Below are 19,855 nucleotides of genomic sequence, written 5' to 3' on the forward strand. Positions count from 1 at the left end.
CCTCGCGCAAAGTTTTTCGAGGGGGTAAAACATTCCTGTGACGATTCACAGGGAAGCGCTGCTGCTGCGCGTGATGACGGCCGAGCAGCGTCTGCGCACCCTGTTCGCCTACGACCGCACCAACCGGATTTTCTCAGTAAACCTCACGATGCAGCAGCTCAAGGTGCTTATTCTGCTCAGCCGGCACGACGGGATCCCCTCCCAAGAGCTGACTCGCCACCTCGGCGTGACGTTGGCCACGCTGTCCGGCATCGTGGACCGGCTCGTCGCGCACGGCTATGTGACCCGCACGGAGGACACCCACGACCGCCGCGTCCGCCGGATCCACCTGTCGTCCACCGGCCGTGAAGTACTGACCGAGATCATGGACAGCGGCAACCGGGCGCAGCAGCGGCTGCTGGACCGCCTCGACGACGACACCCTGCTCATGCTGGAGACGGTGCTGGACCGGCTGCTCGACGCGGCCCGCGCCGACGCTCTCGAGCAGGGCATCGTAATCCCGGATGACGAGGCCACTAGTCTGGAGGTGTGACGGTTCGCGTGCGTTTCGCCCCCTCCCCGACCGGGATGTTCCATGTCGGCGGTGCCCGTTCGGCCCTGCAGAACTGGATCTACGCCAAGCAGCAGGGCGGGGTGTTCGTGCTGCGGATCGAGGACACCGACGCCGCCCGCAACCGTCCGGAATGGACCGAGGGCATCATCAACGCCCTCTCGTGGATCGGCATCGCCCCGCAGACCTATGAGGGTCCCTACTTCCAGTCGACCTACGCGGAGGCGCACAGCGCGGCCGCGCACGAGCTCTACGTCGCCGGCAAGGCGTATTACTGCGACTGCACCCGGGAGCAGATCCAGGAGCGCTCAGGCGCCCAGTTCCGCGGCTACGACGGCTTCTGCCGCGACCGCCTGCTCGGCCCCGGCGAGGGCCGCGCGCTGCGGTTCCGCGCGCCCGACGAGGGCTCGACCGTCGTGGTCGACCTGGTCCGCGGCGAGCCGACGTTCGACAACAAGCTCATCGAGGACTTCGTCATCGCCCGCGCCGACGGCTCCGCGGTGTTCCTGCTCGCCAACGTCGTGGACGACATGACGATGGGCATCACCCACGTCATCCGCGCCGAGGAGCACCTGCCCAACACGCCCAAGCAGCAGCTGCTGTGGGTGGCGCTGGGCCGCACCCCACCGGTGTGGGCGCACGTGCCCGTCGTGGTCAACGAGAAGCGCCAGAAGCTGTCGAAGCGCCGCGACAAGGTCGCCCTGGAGCAGTTCCGCGACGAGGGTTACCTCGCCGACGCGATGCGCAATTACCTGATGCTGCTCGGTTGGGCCCCGGCCAACGACCGCGAGATCGTGCCGTGGTCGGTCATCGAGGACGAGTTCCGGCTCGAGGACGTCAACCCGTCGCCGGCGTTCTTCGACGAGAAGAAGCTCCGCGCGTTCAACGGGGAGTACATCCGTGCGCTGTCGCCGGACGAGTTCGCCGAGGCGTGCCGGCCGTGGCTGACCGGCACCCCGGTCGCGCCCGGCGGGACCCCCGTCGCCGCTCCCCCGTGGGACGCGGCCGACTACGACCCGAAGGTGTTCGACGCCCTCGCCCCGCACGCGCAGACCCGCATCGCCCTGCTCGCCGAGATCGTGCCGAACGTCGACTTCGTGTTCCTCGCCGAGCCGATCGTCGACGAGGCCGCCTGGGCGAAGGCGATGAAGGACGGCGCCGGCGACCTGCTCGGCGCGGCAATCGCCGCGTTCGAGACGGCGGCGTGGGACGCGGAGTCGCTGAAGTCGACCCTGGAGGCCGTCGGCGCCGAGCGGGGCCTGAAGCTCGGCAAGGCGCAGGCCCCGATCCGGGTGGCGGTCACCGGCCGGTCGGTGGGGCTGCCGCTGTTCGAGTCCCTGGAGGTCCTCGGCCGCGACCGCACCCTCACCCGCCTGCGTGCAGCCTTGCAGAAGCTCTGAGCGATCAGCGTTCGTCGTCCCACGCCATCGAGGTGATCCGCCACCCCGATGGCGTGCGGACGAACTGCGTGGAGATCCGCCCGGCGGCCGAGAACGCCACCCCGCCCTGGACACCCCGCTTGTCGTAGACCGACCAGCGCTGCGCGACGTTGCCGAACGCGGAGGTCTCCCCGGACCGCTCCGACTCGTGAAACTCCGTCAGCGCCCCGGACTCGACCAGCGCCAGCCGCGGGGTGATGAACTCCCGTACGGTCGACACCTCGGGCACCCCGACCGCCTTGACCAGGAAACCTCCGGGGACGAACAGGCCGTGGACCGCCTCGTAGTCGGGGCGCCCGCCGGGCTCGAACGACACGGCCCGGAAGAAGTCGTGCAGCAGCGTCTCCATGTCCACGTGTGTAACACGGACCGGTGCGGGTAGCGGTTCGCCTCGTGAGAAGCCTGGTCCTCGTCGCCGTGCTCGCCGGTGCCCTGCTGGTGCCGGCGCCGGCGCACGCCGAGACGGCACCGCCACACACCGGCATCCAGGTGCGCGACGGCCGGCTGGTCGAGGCGACCGGCAGCGACCTCGTGCTGCGCGGCGTCAATCACGACTTCATGTGGTACCCGGACCGCAACGGCTCGTTCGCCGGGATCAAGGCGGCGGGCGCCAACGCGGTCCGTGTCCCGTTCGGCATCGGCCACCAGTGGCGCAAGAGCGGCGTCGACGACGTCGCCAAGGTCGTCGGCCTGTGCAAGGCCAACCGGCTGGTCTGCATCCTCGACGCGCACGACACCACCGGCTTCGGCCAGGACAAGAAGGCCGCGACGATCGCGCAGGCCGTCCAGTTCTGGCTCGGTGTCCGCGACGCCCTCATCGGCGCCGAGGACCACATCATCGTCAACATCGCCAACGAGCCGTTCGGCAACGGCACGACGATGCCGTGGGTACAGCAGACCTCCGACGCGATCCGCGCGCTGCGGGCCGCCGGCTTCCGGCACACGCTGATGGTCGACGCGCCCGGCTGGGGGCAGGACGAGTCGTTCGTGATGCGCGACAACGCCGAGAAGGTCCGTGACGCCGACCCGACCGGCAACACGCTCTTCGACATCCACATGTACGGCGAGTTCGACACCGCCGCGAAGGTCAACTCGTACCTGAGCTCGTTCACCGACCGCCGCCTGCCGATCCTCATCGGCGAGTTCTCCGGCGAGCACCAGTGGGGCGACCCTGACGAGGACGCGATCATGGCGTACGCCGAGGCCCGCGAGCTCGGCTACTTCGGCTGGTCGTGGAGCGGCAACGACAAGCAGTTCAGCTACCTCGACCTGGTCGACGACTTCGACGCGGGCCGGCTCACCGCCTGGGGCCGCCGGTTCATCTCCGGCCCGAACGGCCTGACCACCGACACCCGCGAGGCCACGATCTTCCGATCCGGCACCGCACCGGCCCCGGCCCGCGCGCCGCAGCAGGTGCGGGTGCGCGACGTCACCAGCTCGACGATCACCATCGACTGGAAGCCCCGGCGCAACTCCGTCTACCAGGTCGTCGCCGTCGACGGCGCGGTGGAGACCCCGGTCGCGACCACGAACCGGCCCACGGTCACGGTCTCCCGGCTGCGCGGCTCCACGGACTACTCCTTCGCCGTCTACTCCCGGGACCTGCTCGGCACCCGCTCACCGCGCTCGACCCTGGTCGCCGCGGTCACTCCACCGGCCCGGCCCGGCTAGGCAGCACCGCGGCGGCCAGGAACCCGGCGACGGCAAGCCACAGCACCGCCAGGACGCCCAGCTGCAGCGCCACGTTGTGCCAGGCGCCGGCCGTGCCGTCGGACATGCCGAGCGGCCGCGGTCCGCTGACCCACCCGTCGACCGGCCCCGCCGGGCGCGTGTCCTGATACGCGCTGACCCGTTCGACTTCGAACGACCCGTCGTCGGCGCGGAACGTGCCCTCACACTCGAAGCCGTACTCCATGGCGGTGCAGTCGCTGACGGTGAGGGTGCCGTGCACGCCGCGACCCTCACTCGCCCGGTAGGCGTCCGACAGCGCCCGCGACCCGTCGTAGGCGAACGCGAGGAGCCCGACGAGCACGGCGAGGGCGACCCCGCGCGTCCAGCCGGACCAGTCGCGGGGCCGCCATGCCGGCGGTGGCCCGCCGCGCAGGATGCTCAGCGCCCACCCCGCGACGACGACCCCGACGAGGATCCCGGCGGCGGCGTGCCCCTGCTGGATGAGGATGCGGTCGTCGTCGCCGTAGCGGCCCTTGAGCTCCTGCGCCGTGACGAACGCGTAGACCCCGTAGCCCAGGCACGCGACCGCGGCGAGCCCCACCCACCCGGCCGCCTTCAGCACGCGTCGGTGCCGGGGTCCGCGAGGGGCAGCAGGGTGCGGCTCCGGCCCGGGCGCGGGTACTCGACCGCGGCGGCGGCGAGGCGGGTGGCGTGGTCGCGCTGCTTCTGCCAGTGCCCGTACAGCGCGCCCTGCTGCGCCAGGCGGGACACGGCGCGGATCGTCTCCGGGTCGACGTCGCCGGGCGGCGCATCCCGCCAGGGCGTGCCCGGCAGCGGCATGAACACGTGCGAGTGGATCCGGGCGCCGAGTCCCGCGAGCTCCTGGGCGAGCCGCAGCGACGCCGCCGCGTCCGCCGGGTCCTCCCCCGGCATCCCGAAGATCATGTCGACGTTGATCCGGAACCCCTCGGCGATGCCGATCCGCACCGCCCGCCGCACCGACTCGACGTCGTGCCCACGTTTCGCGGCCGCCAGGACCCGCTCCGAACCGGACTGCGCCCCGACGATGAGGTTGTCGTTCGCGCAGTACCGCTTGACGAGACGCAGCGCCTCGACGGTCATGTGCTCGGGCCGGATCTCACTCGGGAACGACCCGAAGAACACCCGCCCGTCCGGCCCGATCCCCTCCTTGCAACTGGCCAGGAGCTCCTCGACCGCGTCAAGGTCCGGCTCCTCACCGTCGGTCCCGTAGGACAGCGACGTCGGCGTGATGAACCGCACGTCCCGCTTGCCGAGCTCCCGCATCCGGTCGACGTGCCACCGCACGTTCGCCACGCTGCGGTGGCGGAACTTCGCGGAGAACATGAACGGCGTCTGGCAGAAGCGGCACGCGTACACGCAGCCGCGGGTGATCTCGATCGGGTTCATCCGCTTGTACGTCAGCGGGAACGCCCGGTAGGTGCCGAGCGGCTCCTTGTGCGCTTTGCCGGTCCGCACGAGCCGGCCGGTGCCGTCGCGGTACACGAGGCCGGTGATGCCCGCCGGGTCGCCGCCGCTGTCGACGAGGTCGAGGAACGTGCGCTCGCCCTCCCCCACCGCGGCGATGTCCCAGCCGGCGTCGAGGGTCTGCACCGGCTCCGCCGTCGCGTGCACCCCACCGGCGAGGTGCGTCGCCCCGGGCGCCGCAGCCTTGATGGTCGCCAGCTCCTCGGCGAGGGCGGCGGCATCCGGCGAGTAGAACGACCACAGGACGAGCTTGCGCCCTCCGCCGGCGTTGATCGCCTCGATCGTCGCCTGCGCCGACTCGGCCGACACCACCTCGTACCGGGTGTCCGTGACGTGCTCCTCCAGGGCCGCGAGCAGCGTGTGGAAGCCGTACGTCACCGCCTTGCGGTACCGCAGGATCAGAACGAGGTCACTCACCCGGCCGATTCTAGGGACGCCTCCGTGCGCAGTTCGTGGGCGCCGTCCTCTCGGGTCACCTCGTAGTACAGGCGGCCCGGGATCGCGGTCAGGTAGCGCAGGCCGTGCGGGGCGTGCGGGGAGCCGCACGGGTCGGCGGCCGATGCCGTCAGCGGTGAGAACAGGCCGTCTGGCTGCAGGGTGGCGGTGGCGGTGCCGGTGCGCTCCTCCCAGTTCTCCTCGGCGGTGGCGCGGCCGTCGTACGTGGCGGTCAGCAGCCCGTCGCGGACGGTCACGGCGCTGAGCCGGACGCCGCGGGCGTCCCAGGTGCCGGGGCGCGGGGCGAGTGCGACGCCGTGCCACGTCCAGTCGATGCCGTCGGGGCTGGTGGCGTACCAGGTGGACATGCGGTCGGCGTGCTCGGCGGTCTCCAAGGGGTGCACGGAGGCCCACAGGTGCCAGCGCCGGCCGTCGAAGTGCAGGACCGGGTCCTTGACGCCGACCTCGTCGGAGCCGGGCAGGACCGTGAGCGCGGGGGCCTCCCCGAGCTTCTCCGGCTCGTCGGCCTCGAGCAGGTCGACCCGCCAGTGTTTGGTACCGGGGGTGGCGACGCTGACGTACAGCCGCCACCGTCCCTCCGGGGTGACGACGAGCGCCGGGCGCTCCAGGGAGGCGCCGCCGAAGCGTTCCTTGGAGACCTCGGAGATCGTGGTGAAGTGCACGCCGTCGGCCGAGCGGGCGATCACGTTGGCGTAGCCACGGCCGGAGCCGATGGGCCTGCGCAGCCTGTACGCGAGGAACACCGACGACTCGTGCACGATCGCGCTCGGTCCACCGGCCCAGTTGCCCGGGCCGCCTGAAGGGGGCGCCACGACAATTTCGGATCCGGTCCGGCGGGGCAGCTGTGGCACGTGCGGATCTCCAAACTCTCAGTGGTAGTTGCTGGCGTGATCGAGGCTCAGCCAGTCGGCGTACGACTCGCCGGAGACCTCCTGCAGCAGTTCGATCTCCTCAACGAACCGGGGCAGCAGCGCGGCCCGCTGCTCGGGGGTGACCTTCGGGCGGCGCCCGTGCTGGCGGTGCAGCAGCGTCAGCAGCGGCCCGCTGAACGCGTGCCGCACCGGCACCGGGAAGTGATGCCCGATCTTCCCACCGTTGCGCAGCAGGAACCGCACACCCGCGTTGAACCGCGTGTCGGCGACGTAGCGGCGCACGTTCTCCGGCGGGATCTCACCGACGTGCCCGGTGGCGACGCCGAGAAACTCGCAGACCCGGTCGACGGTCCCGCCGGGGTCGTCGCGCAGGTCTTTGTACCGCAGCAGCAGCACCTGCTCGCGCGGGAAGTACTTGAGCAGGTGGCGCAGCTGGCTGCCGTACCGGCCGAGGGCGGTGTAGTGCCAGAAGTCCGCCCAGCCGGCGGCGGTGCGGGCCGGCTCCAGGGCGACGGCCTTCTCGAAGTCTGCCTCCGACTCCAGGCCGGCGCCCCACAGGTGCGACCAGTTCGAGTGCGCCCGGTCGACCGGGTCACGGAGCAGCAGGATGATCTTCGCCTTGGGGATCAGACGCTGGATGCGTTTGTGCGATTCGAGGTCGTACAGGTAGAACGGCGTCGCCTCGCCCCGCAGTGCGCCCGCGGGTGCCGGGTCGAACAGCGCCTCGTACTCCTCCCGCCGCCACACGTGCTCCTGGTAGGTCTGCCGGTCGCCCGGCCCGCCGCTGGTGGGCGGCGGCCCGTCGGAGAGGAAGAACTTGGGTTCCTTGACGTCGGGCAGGAAGAGCTGCGGGTGTCGTACCAGCGCTGCGTGCAACGCCGACGTGCCCGCCTTCGGCACCCCGGCGACCAGGAAGTCCGGCAACGCCATCACAGTCCCCTTTACCCATCGGGTCAGTAGGAATGCAGCCTAACCGCCACCGGCGAGGGACGACAACGGAGCGTACCGATGTCATGCTGCTGCCATGAGCGTGGTCTCCGTGATCAACTACAAGGGCGGGGTCGGCAAGACCACACTCACCGCGAACATCGGCGCCGAGCTCGCCGCCCGGGGCCGCAAGGTGCTCCTCGTCGATCTCGACCCGCAGGCGAGCCTCACGTTCTCCTTCTACCGACCCGCCGAGTTCGAGTCCCGGCCCACCGTCCTGCCGTGGTTCGAGGGGTACCTGGCCACCCGCGTCGCCGAGCCGCTGCACAAGTACGTGGTGAGCCCGCGCGAGGTCAACGCCGTCGTGCAGCCGCTCGGCGGGCAGCTCGACCTGCTCGCCGGCGACCTCGGCCTCATCGAGGTCGACCTCAACCTGGCCGCGGCCTTGGGCGGCGCCCGCCTGCAGACCGGCAACCCCCGCTACCTGCCGGTGCACCGGCTGATCGCCGACGCCCTCACCGACCGCGCGTTCCACGGCTACGACTCGGTCCTCATCGACTGCGCACCCAACTTCAACATGGTCACCCGCACCGCGATGGTCGCCAGCGACCACGTCATGGTGCCGGCCCGCCCCGACTACCTCTCGACCCGCGGCATCGACTACCTGCGGGCCCGCATGTCCCGCCTGGTCGAGGAGTACAACGCGGTCGCACCCCGCCCGATCAACCCGGAGATCATCGGCGTCGTCTACACGATGGTGCAGTACACCGGCTCGGGCCCGCTGATCTCGCAACGCACCTCGGTCAACGAGACCTCCCGGATCGAGATCCCCGTCTTCCGCCAGACCGTCCGCGACAACAAGACCGCCGTCACCGACGCCGGCGAGCGCAGCCTGCCCGTCGTCCTCGCCCCGCCGGGCACCGCCTCGATCGAGACCCTACGATACGAGTTCCAGCAGCTGACCAGCGAGTTCCTGGCGCGCACCAGGATCTGAGGAGCGTCTTGCGATGACCGACCCCGCCGACCTCGCGCACGACGTGCTGCTCAAGGTCGCCGCGTTCGTGAAGTCCCTGCCGGCCGACCAGCTCGCCGACCTCGCCTCGGGCGAGGCCCGGCTGTCCCTGGTGCCGCGCGGCGGCCGGCCCGCCGCGGCCGCTCCCGCCCGGACGAAGCCGCTGTCCCGCCCGGTCGCCGAGATCGAGACGATGCTGGCGGAGATCGGCACGCGCGCGGCGGCGGTGCAGTACCTCAACGACGAAAGGCTGACGGTCGCACAGCTGCGGGAGCTGGCGAAGGTGCTTGGTGTGGCGCTGCCCAGCAAGTCCACAAAGGAAGCCGTCACCACCAAGATCGTGGACTCGGTGGTGGGTCGGCGCCTGGACTCCTCAGCCATCGATCGCATGGTCGCCCGCTGACCTGTTCACCCCCCAAGATCCTGTGGTCGTCTTGCGGTTGAGGTTCGCGTGGGGGTACGCCGCTTGAACTGATTCCTGGTGCAGGTCCGCGTAGGTCGGTGGTTCCGCGCAGCCTTCGGCCGCGCGATGGGGTAGCGCGGTCACCGTCCGTGCCGTAGTTGCGGTGATGCCAAGCCAGGTCCGAACTCACCCGCGCCGGCGCCGTCGGGGTCATCATTCGGTGCTACAACACCGTCGCTGGTCAAAAAACGAAAACCATCGATCATTGGTCGAACAACCCGAAGGATCTGTGGGGCTCTGACCCCTGGGATCGTTCGGGTTGTTCGTTTTTTGGAACTGGCGGCGGTGTGGCACCACCGAATGATGACCTCGACGGCGCTGGACCATGTGCGTTCGGACCTGGCTTGGGATCACCTCGACACGGCACGGACCGCAACCACGCCACCCATACGCGCGGCCGGAGGCTGCGCGGAACCACCGACCTACGAGGACCTACACCAGAAATCACTCCAAGCGGCGTACCCCCACGCGAACCTCAACCCGAAGACGACCACACGATCCTGGGGGGTCAAGGACGACGATGACGCCCCGAAGGACGACTACGGTCAGCACGCTCGTCGAGCAGCGCGGCCGTACGGTGCAGCACCTCATCCCACATCGGCACCGGCGCACCCCCGACCACCAACGCCGCCAGGTCCTCGGCGAGACGATCCAACTGCGCCATATCCAGAGTCGGATCGGCATCGGGTTCGACCACGACCCGCTGGCGGGGGATCCGGGAGGTGACATCAGAGCCGGGCTCGATCGGCAGCGGGTCGCCGGCGCAGACGATATCCAGGTAACGGATCGTGCGGGTGAGCGCGACAAACAGCAGCCGGTGCCCGCGGTCGTCCTCGGCGACGATCTCCTCCGGCTCCACGACGATGACCGCGTCGAACTCCAGGCCCTTCGCCTCCTGCGGGCTGACGAGGTTGATCGCCCCGTCGAGCTCACCCTGGTCGGCGCGGCCCCACTGCAGGTCGTTGGCGTGCAGGGCGAACTCGATCTCGGCGCGGCAGCTGGCGGGGCAGACGATGCCGACGAAGCGGCCGCCGAGGGCGTGGTCCTTCGCGATGAGGGCGGCGCGGGCGGCGCGCTCGGCGGGCTCGACGACGTGGATGCCGGGGTCCGCGGGGCCTTCGCGGACCGCTCTGGTCGGCTCGACGTCGGGGGCGGCGACAGGCAGGAGCTCGGCCGCCAGTTCGTACACCTGACGCGGGACCCGGTAGCCGTAGCGGAGGCCCACGACGACCTGCGGCAGCTGCGAGGGCAGGTGTTCGGTGACCTCGCCCCAGTGGTCGCGGGCCCAGGCGCCGGTGGACTGGGCCAGGTCGCCGACGACGGTGAGGGAGCCGGTCGAGGAGCGGCGGGCGACGGCGCGCAGCTGCATCGGGGAGAGGTCCTGGGCCTCGTCCACGACGATGTGCCGGTAGCGGCGGGACACCCCGTTGAGCAGTTCCTCGAGCTCGTCGAGCAGCGGCAGGTCGGTGTTGCTCCAGATCTGTTCGGAGAGCTTGTCGGCGCCGCGGCGGTGCAGGAGGGCGAGCTCGTCCGGGGTGAACTCGTCGCCGGCCGCGTTGAGCAGCCTGGCCTGCGAGCCCAGCAGGTTGCGCAGGAACGCGGCGGCGCTCTGCAGCGGCCAGAGGCGTTCGAGGAGGTTCTCGACCGGGCCGAGGCGTTCCGGGTCGGTGGGGCCGCCGCGGCCGCGGACCAGGTCGGCGAGCTGGGCGCGGAGGCGTTGGCGGCGTTGCGCGTAGGCGCCGCCGGCCTGCCGGGCGGAGGCGACGGCGGCGGCCACCTCGACGCCGGAGAGCGTGACGAAGGCGCCGTCGAAGAGCAGGCGTTCGGCGGGTTCGGGGGTGCCGACCCGGTTCTCCAGGGCGCGGGCGAGCAGGCGGGCCATCCGCGCCTCACCCTTGAGCCTCCGGGTCTTCGGGTCTTCCGGCCTTCCCCGCTGTACGGGCGGGCCCAGTTGGTCGATGTCGAGCTGCGCCACGTCGGCGTCGCCGAGGCTCGGCAGGACGGTGCGGATGTAGCGGGTGAAGGCCGGGTGCGGGCCGACGACGAGGACGTCCTGGGGGCGCAGGCGGTCGCGGTGGTTGTACAGCAGCCACGACACGCGGTGCAGCGCGACGGCGGTCTTGCCGGTGCCGGGGCCGCCCTCGATGACGAGCAGCTGGTCCAGGGGTGAGCGGATCAGCCGGGACTGGGCGCCCTGGATGGTGGCGACGATGTCGGTCATCGTGCCGGTGCGGCCCCGGTCGAGCTCGGCGAGCAGCGCGTCGTCGGGTGATTCGAGGGCCGCGACGGCGTCGGCGAGCTGGGCGAAGACGACGTCGTCGAAGTCGCGGATCTGGTTGCCGGTGCACTGGAAGGTGCGCTTGCGTTGCAGGCCGCGGGGGTCCTCGTGGGTCGCCTCGTAGTAGAGGGCGCCGATCGGGGTCTGCCAGTTGACGACGAGGACCTGCCGCTGGTCGTCGAGGATCGTCTCCCGGCCGATGTAGAACGTGTCCTCGATGTTGGAGGAGCCGCCCGGGTCGGCGGGGGTGCAGTCGATCCGGCCGACGGCGACCTGCTCCTCGGGCGCGGCGAGGGCCTCCTTGCGGGTGCGGCGGAACAGCGCGAGGCGGCGGCCGGCGCCGGCGTTCGCGGCGGCGTCGGGGACCTCGCCGAGCTCGGCACGGACGCGTTCGCGGTGCTTGCGGGCCAGGTCGAAGTGCTGTTGCTCAGCGGCCAGCTCAGCCGACTTGGACGTCACGGGCCGCCTCTCCGCGATCAAGCACACGCTAGGTGATCTCCAGGTTACCCGGGGACAGGGACTGTGGTCGATCCCCCGTTTCGTGGGCAAACGGGCGGGTAGCGGCGGGCCGTGCTGATCAGAGCGGCGTTCCTCGCCCTGCTGCTGTCATTGCTCGGCGCGGCGTACGTCTCGGTGGAGCCGGCCTACGGGGCGACCGGGATCAAGGCCACCGGCGGGCATCTCGTGGAGGCGAACGGGGAACGCCTGGTCCTGCGGGGGGTGAACCACGGGTACTACTTCAACAAGGGGCCCGACTCGGTGTTCGCCGACATCAAGGCGAGCGGCGCCAACTCGGTGCGGGTGGCGCTGTCCAGCGGCGCCGGGTTCCCCGCGACGAGCCCGGCGGAGGTCGCCGACGTCATCGGCCAGTGCCGGGAGAACCGGTTGATCTGCGTGCTCGACGTGCACGACACGATGGGGTACGGCACTGAGCCGGGCGCCGCGACGATCGCGCAGGCCGTCGACTACTGGCTGACGCTGCGCAAGGTCCTGCTGCGGCAGGAGTCGTACGTCATCATCAACATCGCCAACGAGCCCTCGGGGCACGCGGTGAACGTCGACTGGATCGGCAACACGAAGACGGCGATCCAGCGGCTGCGCTCCGCCGGGCTGCTGCACGCGATCATGGTCGACGCGCCGAACTGGGGTAACGACTCGTTCCACGTCATGCGCGACCACGCGGCCGAGGTGTTCGCGTCCGACCCGGAGCACAACACGGTCTTCGACGTGCACATGTACGGGCCGTTCAACACCGCCGAGAAGGTCTCCGACTACCTCGACGTGTTCGTCCGGCAGCGGCTGCCGATCGTCGTCGGGGAGTTCTCCTCGATCCACCAGTACGGCGACCCGGACGAGGACGCGATCATGGCGTACTGCCAGCGGCACGACCTCGGGTACATGGGCTGGGCCTGGAGCGGCAACAGCCCCGAGTACCACTACCTGGACATGGTCGCCGGGTTCCGGGCGGCGAAGCGGACCGACTGGGGGCGGCGGCTGATCGACGGCCCGAACGGGCTGCGGCAGACGTCGCGGGAGGCCGGGATCTACGGTGGATTCTGGTTGGCGGCCAGACGATGAAAAGCTGTGCGGGTGACGAACCAGAGCCTCGAAGCGAGCGTGCGCTCGATCGAGCGGGCGGCCGGCGCCCTCGCGACCGCGAGCGTGGCGCGGATGGACGAGACGCTGCCCTGGTTCCGGGAGCTGCCGGCCGACCAGCGGGCGTGGGTGATGCTGGTCGCGCAGGCCGGCGTGCGGTCCCTGGTCGAGTGGCTGCGCAACCGGCAGGAGGGCGGGGCGCTGCCGCCGGACAACTCCGACGAGTTCTTCGACGCCGCACCCCGGGCCCTGGCCCGCTCGATCAACCTCGGCCAGACGGTCCAGCTGATCAGGGTGACCATCGAGGTCGTCGAGGAGCAGCTGCCGCACCTGGCCGCGGCCGGCGAGGAGTCCGGGATCCGCGAGGCGGTGCTGCACTACAGCCGGGAGGTCGCCTTCGGCGCGGCCCGGGTGTACGCGCGGGCCGCGGAGACCCGGGGCGCCTGGGACGCGCGGCTGCAGGCGCTGCTGGTCGACGCGCTGCTGCGCGGCGACTCCTCCGACGTCCTGGCCAGCCGGGCGGCGGCGCTGGGCTGGGCGGACGCGCCGCCGGTCGCGGTCGCGGTCGGCCGGTCCCCCGGCGGGGAGGCCACGGCGGTGCTGCACACCGTCTACCGGGCGGCGCGCCGCATCGGCGTCGAGATCCTCGGCGGGGTGCACGGCGACCGGCTGGTCGTGGTCCTCGGCGGCGCGCCGGACCCGATCGCGGCGACCGAGCGGCTCCTCGTCGGCTTCGGCGACGGCCCGGTGGTGGTGGGCCCGGCGGTGCCGTCGCTGGACGAGGCGACCGAGTCCGCCCGGGCCGCCCTGGCCGGGTTCCGGGCCGCGCCCGCGTGGCCGGCCGCACCTCGCCCGGTGGCCGCCGCCGACCTGCTGCCGGAGCGCGCCCTGGCCGGCGACGCGGAGGCGCGGCGGATCCTGCGCCAGGACATCTACGGTGCCCTGGTGCGCGCCGGCGGCGAGCTCCTGGAGACCCTGGACGCGTTCTACGCCGGCGGCGGGGTCCTCGAGAGCGCCGCCCGGGGGCTGTTCGTGCATCCCAACACCGTCCGGTACCGGCTGCGCCGCATCGGCGAGGTCACCGGATTTGTTCCTTTGGTGCCACGTGACGCGTTTGCCCTGCGGATCGCGCTGACGATCGGCAGACTGGACCCGTTCGCGCCGGCACCGTCGAGCCCGCCGCAGTGACGCGCGCTGCCACAGTGACGCACGCCGCACCGGCGACGCACGCCGTCGCGGTGACGCACATCGCAGCCGCAGTGACACAGGTCGCAGCTGAGGTGAACCAAGGGTTGCGGTGGGTGACGGCGAGGTTCTGTTGGGGCAACACCACGCAATCTTTTGTAGGGTTCCTACAAACGAGATGGTCCACTTTGGTGCGTAGCGCTACCCGCGCGATTGACGGGAATCCGGAAAAGTCATAGACGTGCTCGCTGTACTCGCCCCAGGGCAAGGCTCCCAGAAACCCGGCTTCCTGACACCATGGCTCGCGCTGCCCGGCGCGGAGGCCCGTCTGCGCTGGTGGTCGGTGCTCGCAGGGGTCGACCTGGTGCACCTCGGCACCGAAGCCGGCGCCGAGGAGATCAAGGACACCGCCAAGACCCAGCCGCTGCTCGTCGCCGCGGCGCTGCTCACCGCCGAGCAGCTGCCGATGTACGACGCCACCGTCTTCGCCGGCCACAGCGTCGGCGAGCTCGCCGCGGCCACCATGGCCGGGGTGTTCAGCTCCGAGGCCGCCGTCACCCTCGCCGCGGTCCGCGGCCGGGAGATGGCCGCCGCGTGCGCCCTGGAGCGCACCGGCATGAGCGCGATCCTCGGTGGCGACCCCGACGAGGTGATCGCCGCCATCGAGGCCGCCGGCCTGGTGCCGGCCAACCGCAACGGCGCCGGCCAGGTCGTCGCCGCCGGCTCGCTGCCCGGCCTGGAGAAGCTCACCGCCAACCCGCCGGCCCGCGCCAGGATCATCTCGCTGCAGGTCGCCGGCGCGTTCCACACGCCGTACATGGCACCGGCCGAGGAGGCCCTGGCCGCGATCTCCGCGGGGGTCACCACCGCCAACCCGACCCGGATGCTGCTGTCCAACCGCGACGGCGTCGCCGTCGACCACGGCCCGACCATGCTGCAGCGCCTGGTCAGGCAGGTGACCGCGCCGGTGCGCTGGGACCTGTGCATGGCCACCCTCGCCGACCTCGGCGTCACCGCCGTGATCGAGCTGGCGCCCGCGGGCACCCTCGCCGGGCTGATCAAGCGGACCATCAAGGGCATCGAGATCGTCAGCGTCAACACCCCGGACGACCTGGCCGCCGCCCGCGACGTGTTCGCGCGGCACGGCAGCCCGGTGCCCACCCACGAGCCGCACCCGCAGTTCAGCGTGGTCCTGTCGACGGCGGCCGGCACCTTCACCCCCGCCGACGGCCTGGTCGAGGGGACCGAGGTCGGCGACGGCCAGCGCATCGGCGCCGTGCAGACCCCGCAGGGCCCGGTCGACGTCACCGCGCACGGCGCCGGGACGCTCGCCGAATGGCTCGTCACCCCCGACGACCCGGTCGCGCCCGGCCAGCCGCTCGCTCGCATTGGAGACCAGCTATGAACCAGCCGACCGGGTCGAAGATCCTCGCGTTCGGGCACTACCAGCCGTCACAGGTCGTCACCAACGACGACCTGTCCAAGGTGATCGAGACCAACGACGCGTGGATCCGCGACCGGGTCGGCATCGCCGAGCGCCGCGTCGCCGGCAGCGAGAGCGTCGCCGACATGGCGACCGCCGCCGCCGGCAAGGCCCTCGCCGCCTCCGGGCTCACCGCCGCCGACATCGACCAGGTGATCGTCGCGACGTGCAGCTCGATCGACCGGTGCCCCAACGTGGCGACGCGGGTCGCGGCGAAGCTCGGCATCATGGCACCGGCAGCGTACGACCTCAACACCGCCTGCTCCGGGTTCTGCTACGGCCTGGCCAGCGCCGATCACGCGATCCGCGCCGGTGCCAGCCGCAACACCCTGGTCATCGGCGCCGAGAAGCTCTCCGACGTGGTCGACTGGACCGACCGCACCACGGCCGTGCTGTTCGGCGACGGCGCCGGCGCCGCGGTCGTCACCGCCACCTACGAGGGTGAGCCGACCGGCGTCGGCCCCGTCGTCTGGGGCTCGGCGCCCGAGAAGGGCGACGTGCTGAAGATCGAGGGCTGGCGGCCCTACATCAAGCAGGAGGGCCAGGCGGTCTTCCGGTGGGCGACCACGGCGATCGCGCCGTTCGCGCAGGCCGCCCTGGACCGGGCCGGCGTGCAGGGCAAGGACATCGCCGCGTTCGTGGCACACCAGGCCAACACCCGCATCATCGACGGGATCGTGAAGCGGCTCGACCTGCCCAACGCGATCATCCTCAAGGACCTCGTAGAGTCCGGTAACACCTCGGCGGCGAGCATCCCCCTGGCACTGTCGAAGGCCATCGAGCGGCGTGAGGTACCTTCGGGCGCCCCGGTGCTGCTGTTCGGCTTCGGCGGTGGCCTGACATATGCAGGACAGGTCGTCCGCTGCCCCTGAGGTTCTGCTCAGCGGTCCGTTTTGTTTCAACAGCGTTCGACTTCGCGTCGATGTTGCGTCAACCCAAGGAAGGAAAGCTCTATGTCCACCCGTGAAGAGATCGCCGGCGGTCTCGCCGAAATCCTCGAAGAGGTCGCCGGGGTCAACCCGGACGACGTCGCCGAGGAGAAGTCGTTCACCGACGACCTGGACGTCGACTCGCTGTCGATGGTCGAGGTCGTGGTGGCGGCGGAGGAGAAGTTCGGCGTGAAGATCCCGGATGACGAGGTGCCGAACCTCAAGACCGTCGGTGACGCCGTGTCGTACATCGTGAAGTCGCAGGCCTGAGAGCCGTTGTCGCGGTCTCGGGTCTGGACGGTCACCCCGGACCTGCCCGAGACCGCGTCATGTGGGTCAGCCAGACAAGACCGCGGATGCGGTCTGCCCGAGAGGTAGTTGTGCTGTGAGTGTTGAGGTCGTCGTCACCGGTCTCGGGGCCACCACGCCCCTGGGCGGGGATGTCGCGTCCACGTGGGATGCCATGCTCGCCGGGAAGTCGGGCGTGTCTCCGCTGACCCAGGACTGGGCCGCACAGCTGACCGTGCGGATCGCCGCGCAGTTGGCCGTCGAGCCGAGTGAAGTGATCGATCGGGTGCAGGCCCGCCGCCTGGACCGTTCCGAGATGACCGCGATCATCGCCGCCCGCGAGGCGTGGGCCGACGCCGGCGCGCCCGAGGTCGACAAGCTGCGGCTCGCCGTCAGCGTCGGCACCGGCATCGGTGGTGCCCAGACGCTGCTCAACCAGGACGACATCCTGGAGGCCAGCGGCCCGCGCAAGGTGTCGCCGCACACCGTGCCGATGCTCATGCCGAACGGCCCCGCCGCCTGGGTCGGTCTCGAGCTCGGCGCGAAGGCCGGCGTGCATTGCGTCGCCAGCGCCTGCGCCACCGGCGCCGAGGCCATCGCGCACGCCCTGGACCTGATCCGGCTCGGGCGCGCCGACGTCGTGGTCGCCGGCGGCACCGAGGCCGTGATCCACCCGCTGCCGATCGCCGGGTTCGCCTCGATGCGCGCCATGTCTATCCGCAACGACGAGCCCGAGCGCGCGTCCCGCCCCTGGGACAAGGGCCGCGACGGCTTCGTCCTCGGTGAGGGCGCCGGCGTCATCGTGCTCGAACGCGCCGACCACGCCCGGGCCCGCGGCGCCCGCATCTACGCCCGGCTCGCCGGTGCCGGCATGACCTCCGACGGCTACGACATCGTCCAGCCGCACCCCGAGGGCGAGGGCGCCGTGCGCGCCATCGACTTCGCGATCCGCGACGCCGGGATCGCCAAGACCGACGTGGTGCACGTCAACGCGCACGCCACCTCGACCCCGGTCGGTGACCTCGCGGAGATCAAGGCGCTGCACCGGGCGCTCGGCGACCACCCGCTGCTCACCTCGACCAAGTCGATGACCGGGCACCTGCTCGGCGCGGCCGGCGCGGTGGAGTCGATCGCCACGATCCTCGCCATCTACCACGGGATCGTCCCGCCGACGATCAACCTGGACGAGCCCGACGACCAGCTCGACCTGGAGGTGGTCACCCACAAGGCGCGCCACCTGGACATCCCCGCCGCCCTGAACAACTCGTTCGGGTTCGGTGGCCACAACGCGGCGCTGGTGTTCGCCCGGGTCTGACGCCCTGAACGCCGCGGAGGGACCGAGCCTGGCTCGGTCCCTCCGTCGTTTTCGGCTGTCGTTCCCCGGGGGCGCGAGGGCCTACGGGGCGCCCCCGCAGGGGTGTCAGGCGGGCAGCGCCTGCCACGCCCCGAACGGCTGCGCGACGCCCGGCGCCACCTGGCTGCGGACCCGCACGACCCCGTCCAGGCCGACCGCGGCGAGCAGCACCGCACCGGCGGCGTCGACCGTGGCCGCCGGCACGTCGATGAACGGGCCCCCGTCCAGGTCGCTCCACGTCCAGGACGCCCCCGAGGGCACCCCGACGGACAGCCCCCCATCGCAGGTGCGGCTCAGCAGCATCGGGTCCCGGCCGCTGACCACCGGGCCCGTCGCGCCGGGACGGCCGTTCGCCGTCACCGCCGCGTTCCAGCCGGCGGACGGCGCGTTCTGCCGGTTGACCACGACCTCGCCGCCGACGGCGCGGTAGGCGACGGCGACGGTGCCGTCCTGCAGCAGCACCGTGGAGGGCGGCGACGACGGCACCACCCCCGGGAACGAGGAGTTGAGCACGAACGAGCCGCCCACCGTGTTCTGGTACCAGTGCAGGATGCCGGTCCGCGTCGCCGCGACGAGCTCCACACAGCCACCCGGGTTGATGACCCCGGACAGCTCGCCCTGCACGTCGGTGCCGCCGAGGTCGGCCCACGAGGCCGGGAAGCCCACGTTCGGCCCCGTCTGGGTCTTCGCGGACACGCCGCCGCCGCCGTTGCGGACCGCGACCACGATCCGGCCGTTGCCGAGCAGGACACAGGCGGGCGCGCCGACCTGATCCGCGTTGCCGTAGGCGCTGTTGGGGTTGCCCATGTCGGCCCACGAGGTCGACCACCCGCCGTTGACGGCGGTCTGGTACGTGCTGACGATCTTGTGGTCGGTGAGCCGCCGGGCGAACACCTGCAGCCGGCCGTCGGCGTTCGCCCCGACCGACACCATGGGCGCCAGCTCACCACCGGCGCCGGTGAGCACCGTGGGCGCGTTGTTCCAGGCGCCGCCGGCGGACTGCAACCACGTCCACAGCTGGCCGCCGCGGACGACGAACAGCTGCAGCCGGCCGTCGACGTTGCGCCCGATCCACGAGCTGCCGCGCGGCCAGCGCAGGTACGTCGAGTCGACCCACCCGGTGGTGTACACGCCGCTGTCGAAGGCGGCGTACGCGTTGATCGTCAGCTGCTTCGCGGCGCGGTCCGTCGCGTGCAGGTTGGCGGGCTCGTCCTGCACGTTGTAGCAGCGGTGGTTGACCAGCGGCATCGCGTCGCAGTAGGTGGCGGCGGCCTGCGCGGCGAACTTGGCCACGGCCACGTGGTCGCCGTGGTCGGCCACGTACCGGCTGTCCGGGATCGGGTCCAGGGTGTGCACGACGGTCGGCTGGTAGCGGGCCATCAGCCCCGTCAGCATGCCGACGATGTCGGCCTTCACGCTGGTGAAGGTCCGCGTGACGAGACCGCCGGTGACCAGGACCGTGGTCCTGCTCTGCCCGGAGTTGATCGCGTCGAGGCTGCCGTCGGGCACGTTGAGGAACACCAGCTCGACCTGCGCGGCGGCGCCCTGCAGGGTGTACCGCTCGGCCTGCCGCCCCGACGCCCACAGCGTGCCCCCGGTCCAGGTCGGGGTGCTGATGCCGCACATCTGCGCATAGGCGGCCATCACCCCGAGCTGCCGGTTGCGGGCCCGCTGCCCGTCGGTGCTGCCGTTGCCGGTGATCTGCCCGGCGGTCACGTACACCGTGACCACCGGCAGTTGTGCGTCGATCGCAGCGGAGACGTCAGGATTGATGAAGAACAGATCGTCGTCAGGGTGCGCGACGACTTGCATGACGAGGCCGGGCATCAGTACTCCCCCATTCACC

Annotated in this window: 18 protein-coding genes; 11 read left to right on the top strand and 7 right to left on the bottom strand. The window is 71.4% G+C overall.

Going from position 1 to position 19,855, the window contains the following annotated elements; all coding sequences use genetic code 11:
* Positions 1-37: 37 nt before the first annotated feature.
* Positions 38-532: a MarR family transcriptional regulator gene (locus tag AB0K00_RS36865; RefSeq protein WP_363530533.1), complete on the top strand. Its 495-nt coding sequence runs from the start codon at positions 38-40 to the stop codon at positions 530-532.
* A complete protein-coding gene (gltX, locus tag AB0K00_RS36870) occupies positions 529-1,950 on the top strand; it encodes a glutamate--tRNA ligase (RefSeq protein WP_363530536.1) in 1,422 nt (473 codons plus the stop codon). The genes AB0K00_RS36865 and gltX overlap by 4 nt, the downstream gene beginning before the upstream one ends.
* 4 nt (positions 1,951-1,954) lie before the next feature.
* On the opposite strand, the gene AB0K00_RS36875 is transcribed toward gltX, so the two are convergent.
* Complete coding sequence (locus AB0K00_RS36875) at positions 1,955-2,338, bottom strand: DUF4440 domain-containing protein (protein WP_363530539.1); 384 nt, start codon at positions 2,336-2,338, stop codon at positions 1,955-1,957.
* 44 nt (positions 2,339-2,382) lie between these two features.
* On the opposite strand from AB0K00_RS36875, the gene AB0K00_RS36880 reads away from it, so the two are divergent.
* Positions 2,383-3,660 carry a cellulase family glycosylhydrolase gene (locus AB0K00_RS36880; RefSeq protein ID WP_363530541.1) on the top strand — a complete coding sequence of 426 codons (1,278 nt, stop codon included), beginning with the start codon at positions 2,383-2,385 and terminating at the stop codon, positions 3,658-3,660.
* Here AB0K00_RS36880 and AB0K00_RS36885 read toward each other — a convergent pair.
* From AB0K00_RS36885 to AB0K00_RS36900, 4 genes are read right to left on the bottom strand one after another with little or no spacing between them, the layout of a single operon-like run.
* Entirely contained in the window at positions 3,635-4,282 is a 648-nt protein-coding gene (locus AB0K00_RS36885; RefSeq protein WP_363530544.1) for a hypothetical protein, read from the bottom strand. The two genes, AB0K00_RS36880 and AB0K00_RS36885, sit on opposite strands and share 26 nt — an antisense overlap.
* Positions 4,276-5,583 (bottom strand): TIGR04013 family B12-binding domain/radical SAM domain-containing protein, encoded by a 1,308-nt coding sequence (locus AB0K00_RS36890; protein WP_363530547.1) that lies wholly within the window; start codon positions 5,581-5,583, stop codon positions 4,276-4,278. Before AB0K00_RS36890 ends, AB0K00_RS36885 begins: the two co-directional genes overlap by 7 nt.
* Entirely contained in the window at positions 5,580-6,434 is an 855-nt protein-coding gene (locus AB0K00_RS36895; RefSeq protein WP_363530549.1) for a hypothetical protein, read from the bottom strand. Before AB0K00_RS36895 ends, AB0K00_RS36890 begins: the two co-directional genes overlap by 4 nt.
* 57 nt (positions 6,435-6,491) lie before the next feature.
* Positions 6,492-7,424: a sulfotransferase domain-containing protein gene (locus tag AB0K00_RS36900; RefSeq protein ID WP_363530551.1), complete on the bottom strand. Its 933-nt coding sequence runs from the start codon at positions 7,422-7,424 to the stop codon at positions 6,492-6,494.
* A gap of 94 nt (positions 7,425-7,518) precedes the next feature.
* On the opposite strand from AB0K00_RS36900, the gene AB0K00_RS36905 reads away from it, so the two are divergent.
* Complete coding sequence (locus AB0K00_RS36905; protein WP_363530554.1) at positions 7,519-8,415, top strand: ParA family protein; 897 nt, start codon at positions 7,519-7,521, stop codon at positions 8,413-8,415.
* A 13-nt stretch (positions 8,416-8,428) separates the two neighbouring features.
* Positions 8,429-8,836: a hypothetical protein gene (locus AB0K00_RS36910; protein WP_363530557.1), complete on the top strand. Its 408-nt coding sequence runs from the start codon at positions 8,429-8,431 to the stop codon at positions 8,834-8,836.
* A gap of 568 nt (positions 8,837-9,404) precedes the next feature.
* Here the strand turns inward: AB0K00_RS36910 and AB0K00_RS36915 are convergent.
* Positions 9,405-11,633 carry a UvrD-helicase domain-containing protein gene (locus tag AB0K00_RS36915; RefSeq protein WP_363530560.1) on the bottom strand — a complete coding sequence of 743 codons (2,229 nt, stop codon included), beginning with the start codon at positions 11,631-11,633 and terminating at the stop codon, positions 9,405-9,407.
* 111 nt (positions 11,634-11,744) lie between these two features.
* Between AB0K00_RS36915 and AB0K00_RS36920 the strand changes: the two genes are divergently transcribed.
* From AB0K00_RS36920 to fabF, 6 genes are all read left to right on the top strand, one after another.
* Complete coding sequence (locus AB0K00_RS36920; RefSeq protein WP_363530563.1) at positions 11,745-12,752, top strand: cellulase family glycosylhydrolase; 1,008 nt, start codon at positions 11,745-11,747, stop codon at positions 12,750-12,752.
* Between the two features lie 12 nt (positions 12,753-12,764).
* On the top strand, positions 12,765-13,958 hold the full coding sequence (locus AB0K00_RS36925; protein ID WP_363530566.1) for a helix-turn-helix domain-containing protein: 1,194 nt from the start codon (positions 12,765-12,767) through the stop codon (positions 13,956-13,958).
* Between the two features lie 238 nt (positions 13,959-14,196).
* Positions 14,197-15,360 (top strand): acyltransferase domain-containing protein, encoded by a 1,164-nt coding sequence (locus AB0K00_RS36930; RefSeq protein ID WP_363530569.1) that lies wholly within the window; start codon positions 14,197-14,199, stop codon positions 15,358-15,360.
* Complete coding sequence (locus tag AB0K00_RS36935; RefSeq protein WP_363530572.1) at positions 15,357-16,310, top strand: beta-ketoacyl-ACP synthase III; 954 nt, start codon at positions 15,357-15,359, stop codon at positions 16,308-16,310. The genes AB0K00_RS36930 and AB0K00_RS36935 overlap by 4 nt, the downstream gene beginning before the upstream one ends.
* Before the next feature lie 81 nt (positions 16,311-16,391).
* Complete coding sequence (locus AB0K00_RS36940; RefSeq protein ID WP_203847813.1) at positions 16,392-16,637, top strand: acyl carrier protein; 246 nt, start codon at positions 16,392-16,394, stop codon at positions 16,635-16,637.
* Between the two features lie 115 nt (positions 16,638-16,752).
* The gene (gene fabF / locus AB0K00_RS36945; protein ID WP_363530576.1) at positions 16,753-17,970 is read left to right on the top strand and encodes a beta-ketoacyl-ACP synthase II; all 1,218 of its coding nucleotides are present in this window, start codon (positions 16,753-16,755) and stop codon (positions 17,968-17,970) included.
* 105 nt (positions 17,971-18,075) lie between these two features.
* Here the strand turns inward: fabF and AB0K00_RS36950 are convergent, their stop codons facing one another.
* The gene (locus AB0K00_RS36950) at positions 18,076-19,836 is read right to left on the bottom strand and encodes a PIG-L family deacetylase (RefSeq protein ID WP_363530579.1); all 1,761 of its coding nucleotides are present in this window, start codon (positions 19,834-19,836) and stop codon (positions 18,076-18,078) included.
* Positions 19,837-19,855 lie beyond the last annotated feature (19 nt).

This window comes from Dactylosporangium sp. NPDC049525 (genome assembly GCF_040676755.1).
GTDB lineage: Bacteria > Actinomycetota > Actinomycetes > Mycobacteriales > Micromonosporaceae > Dactylosporangium.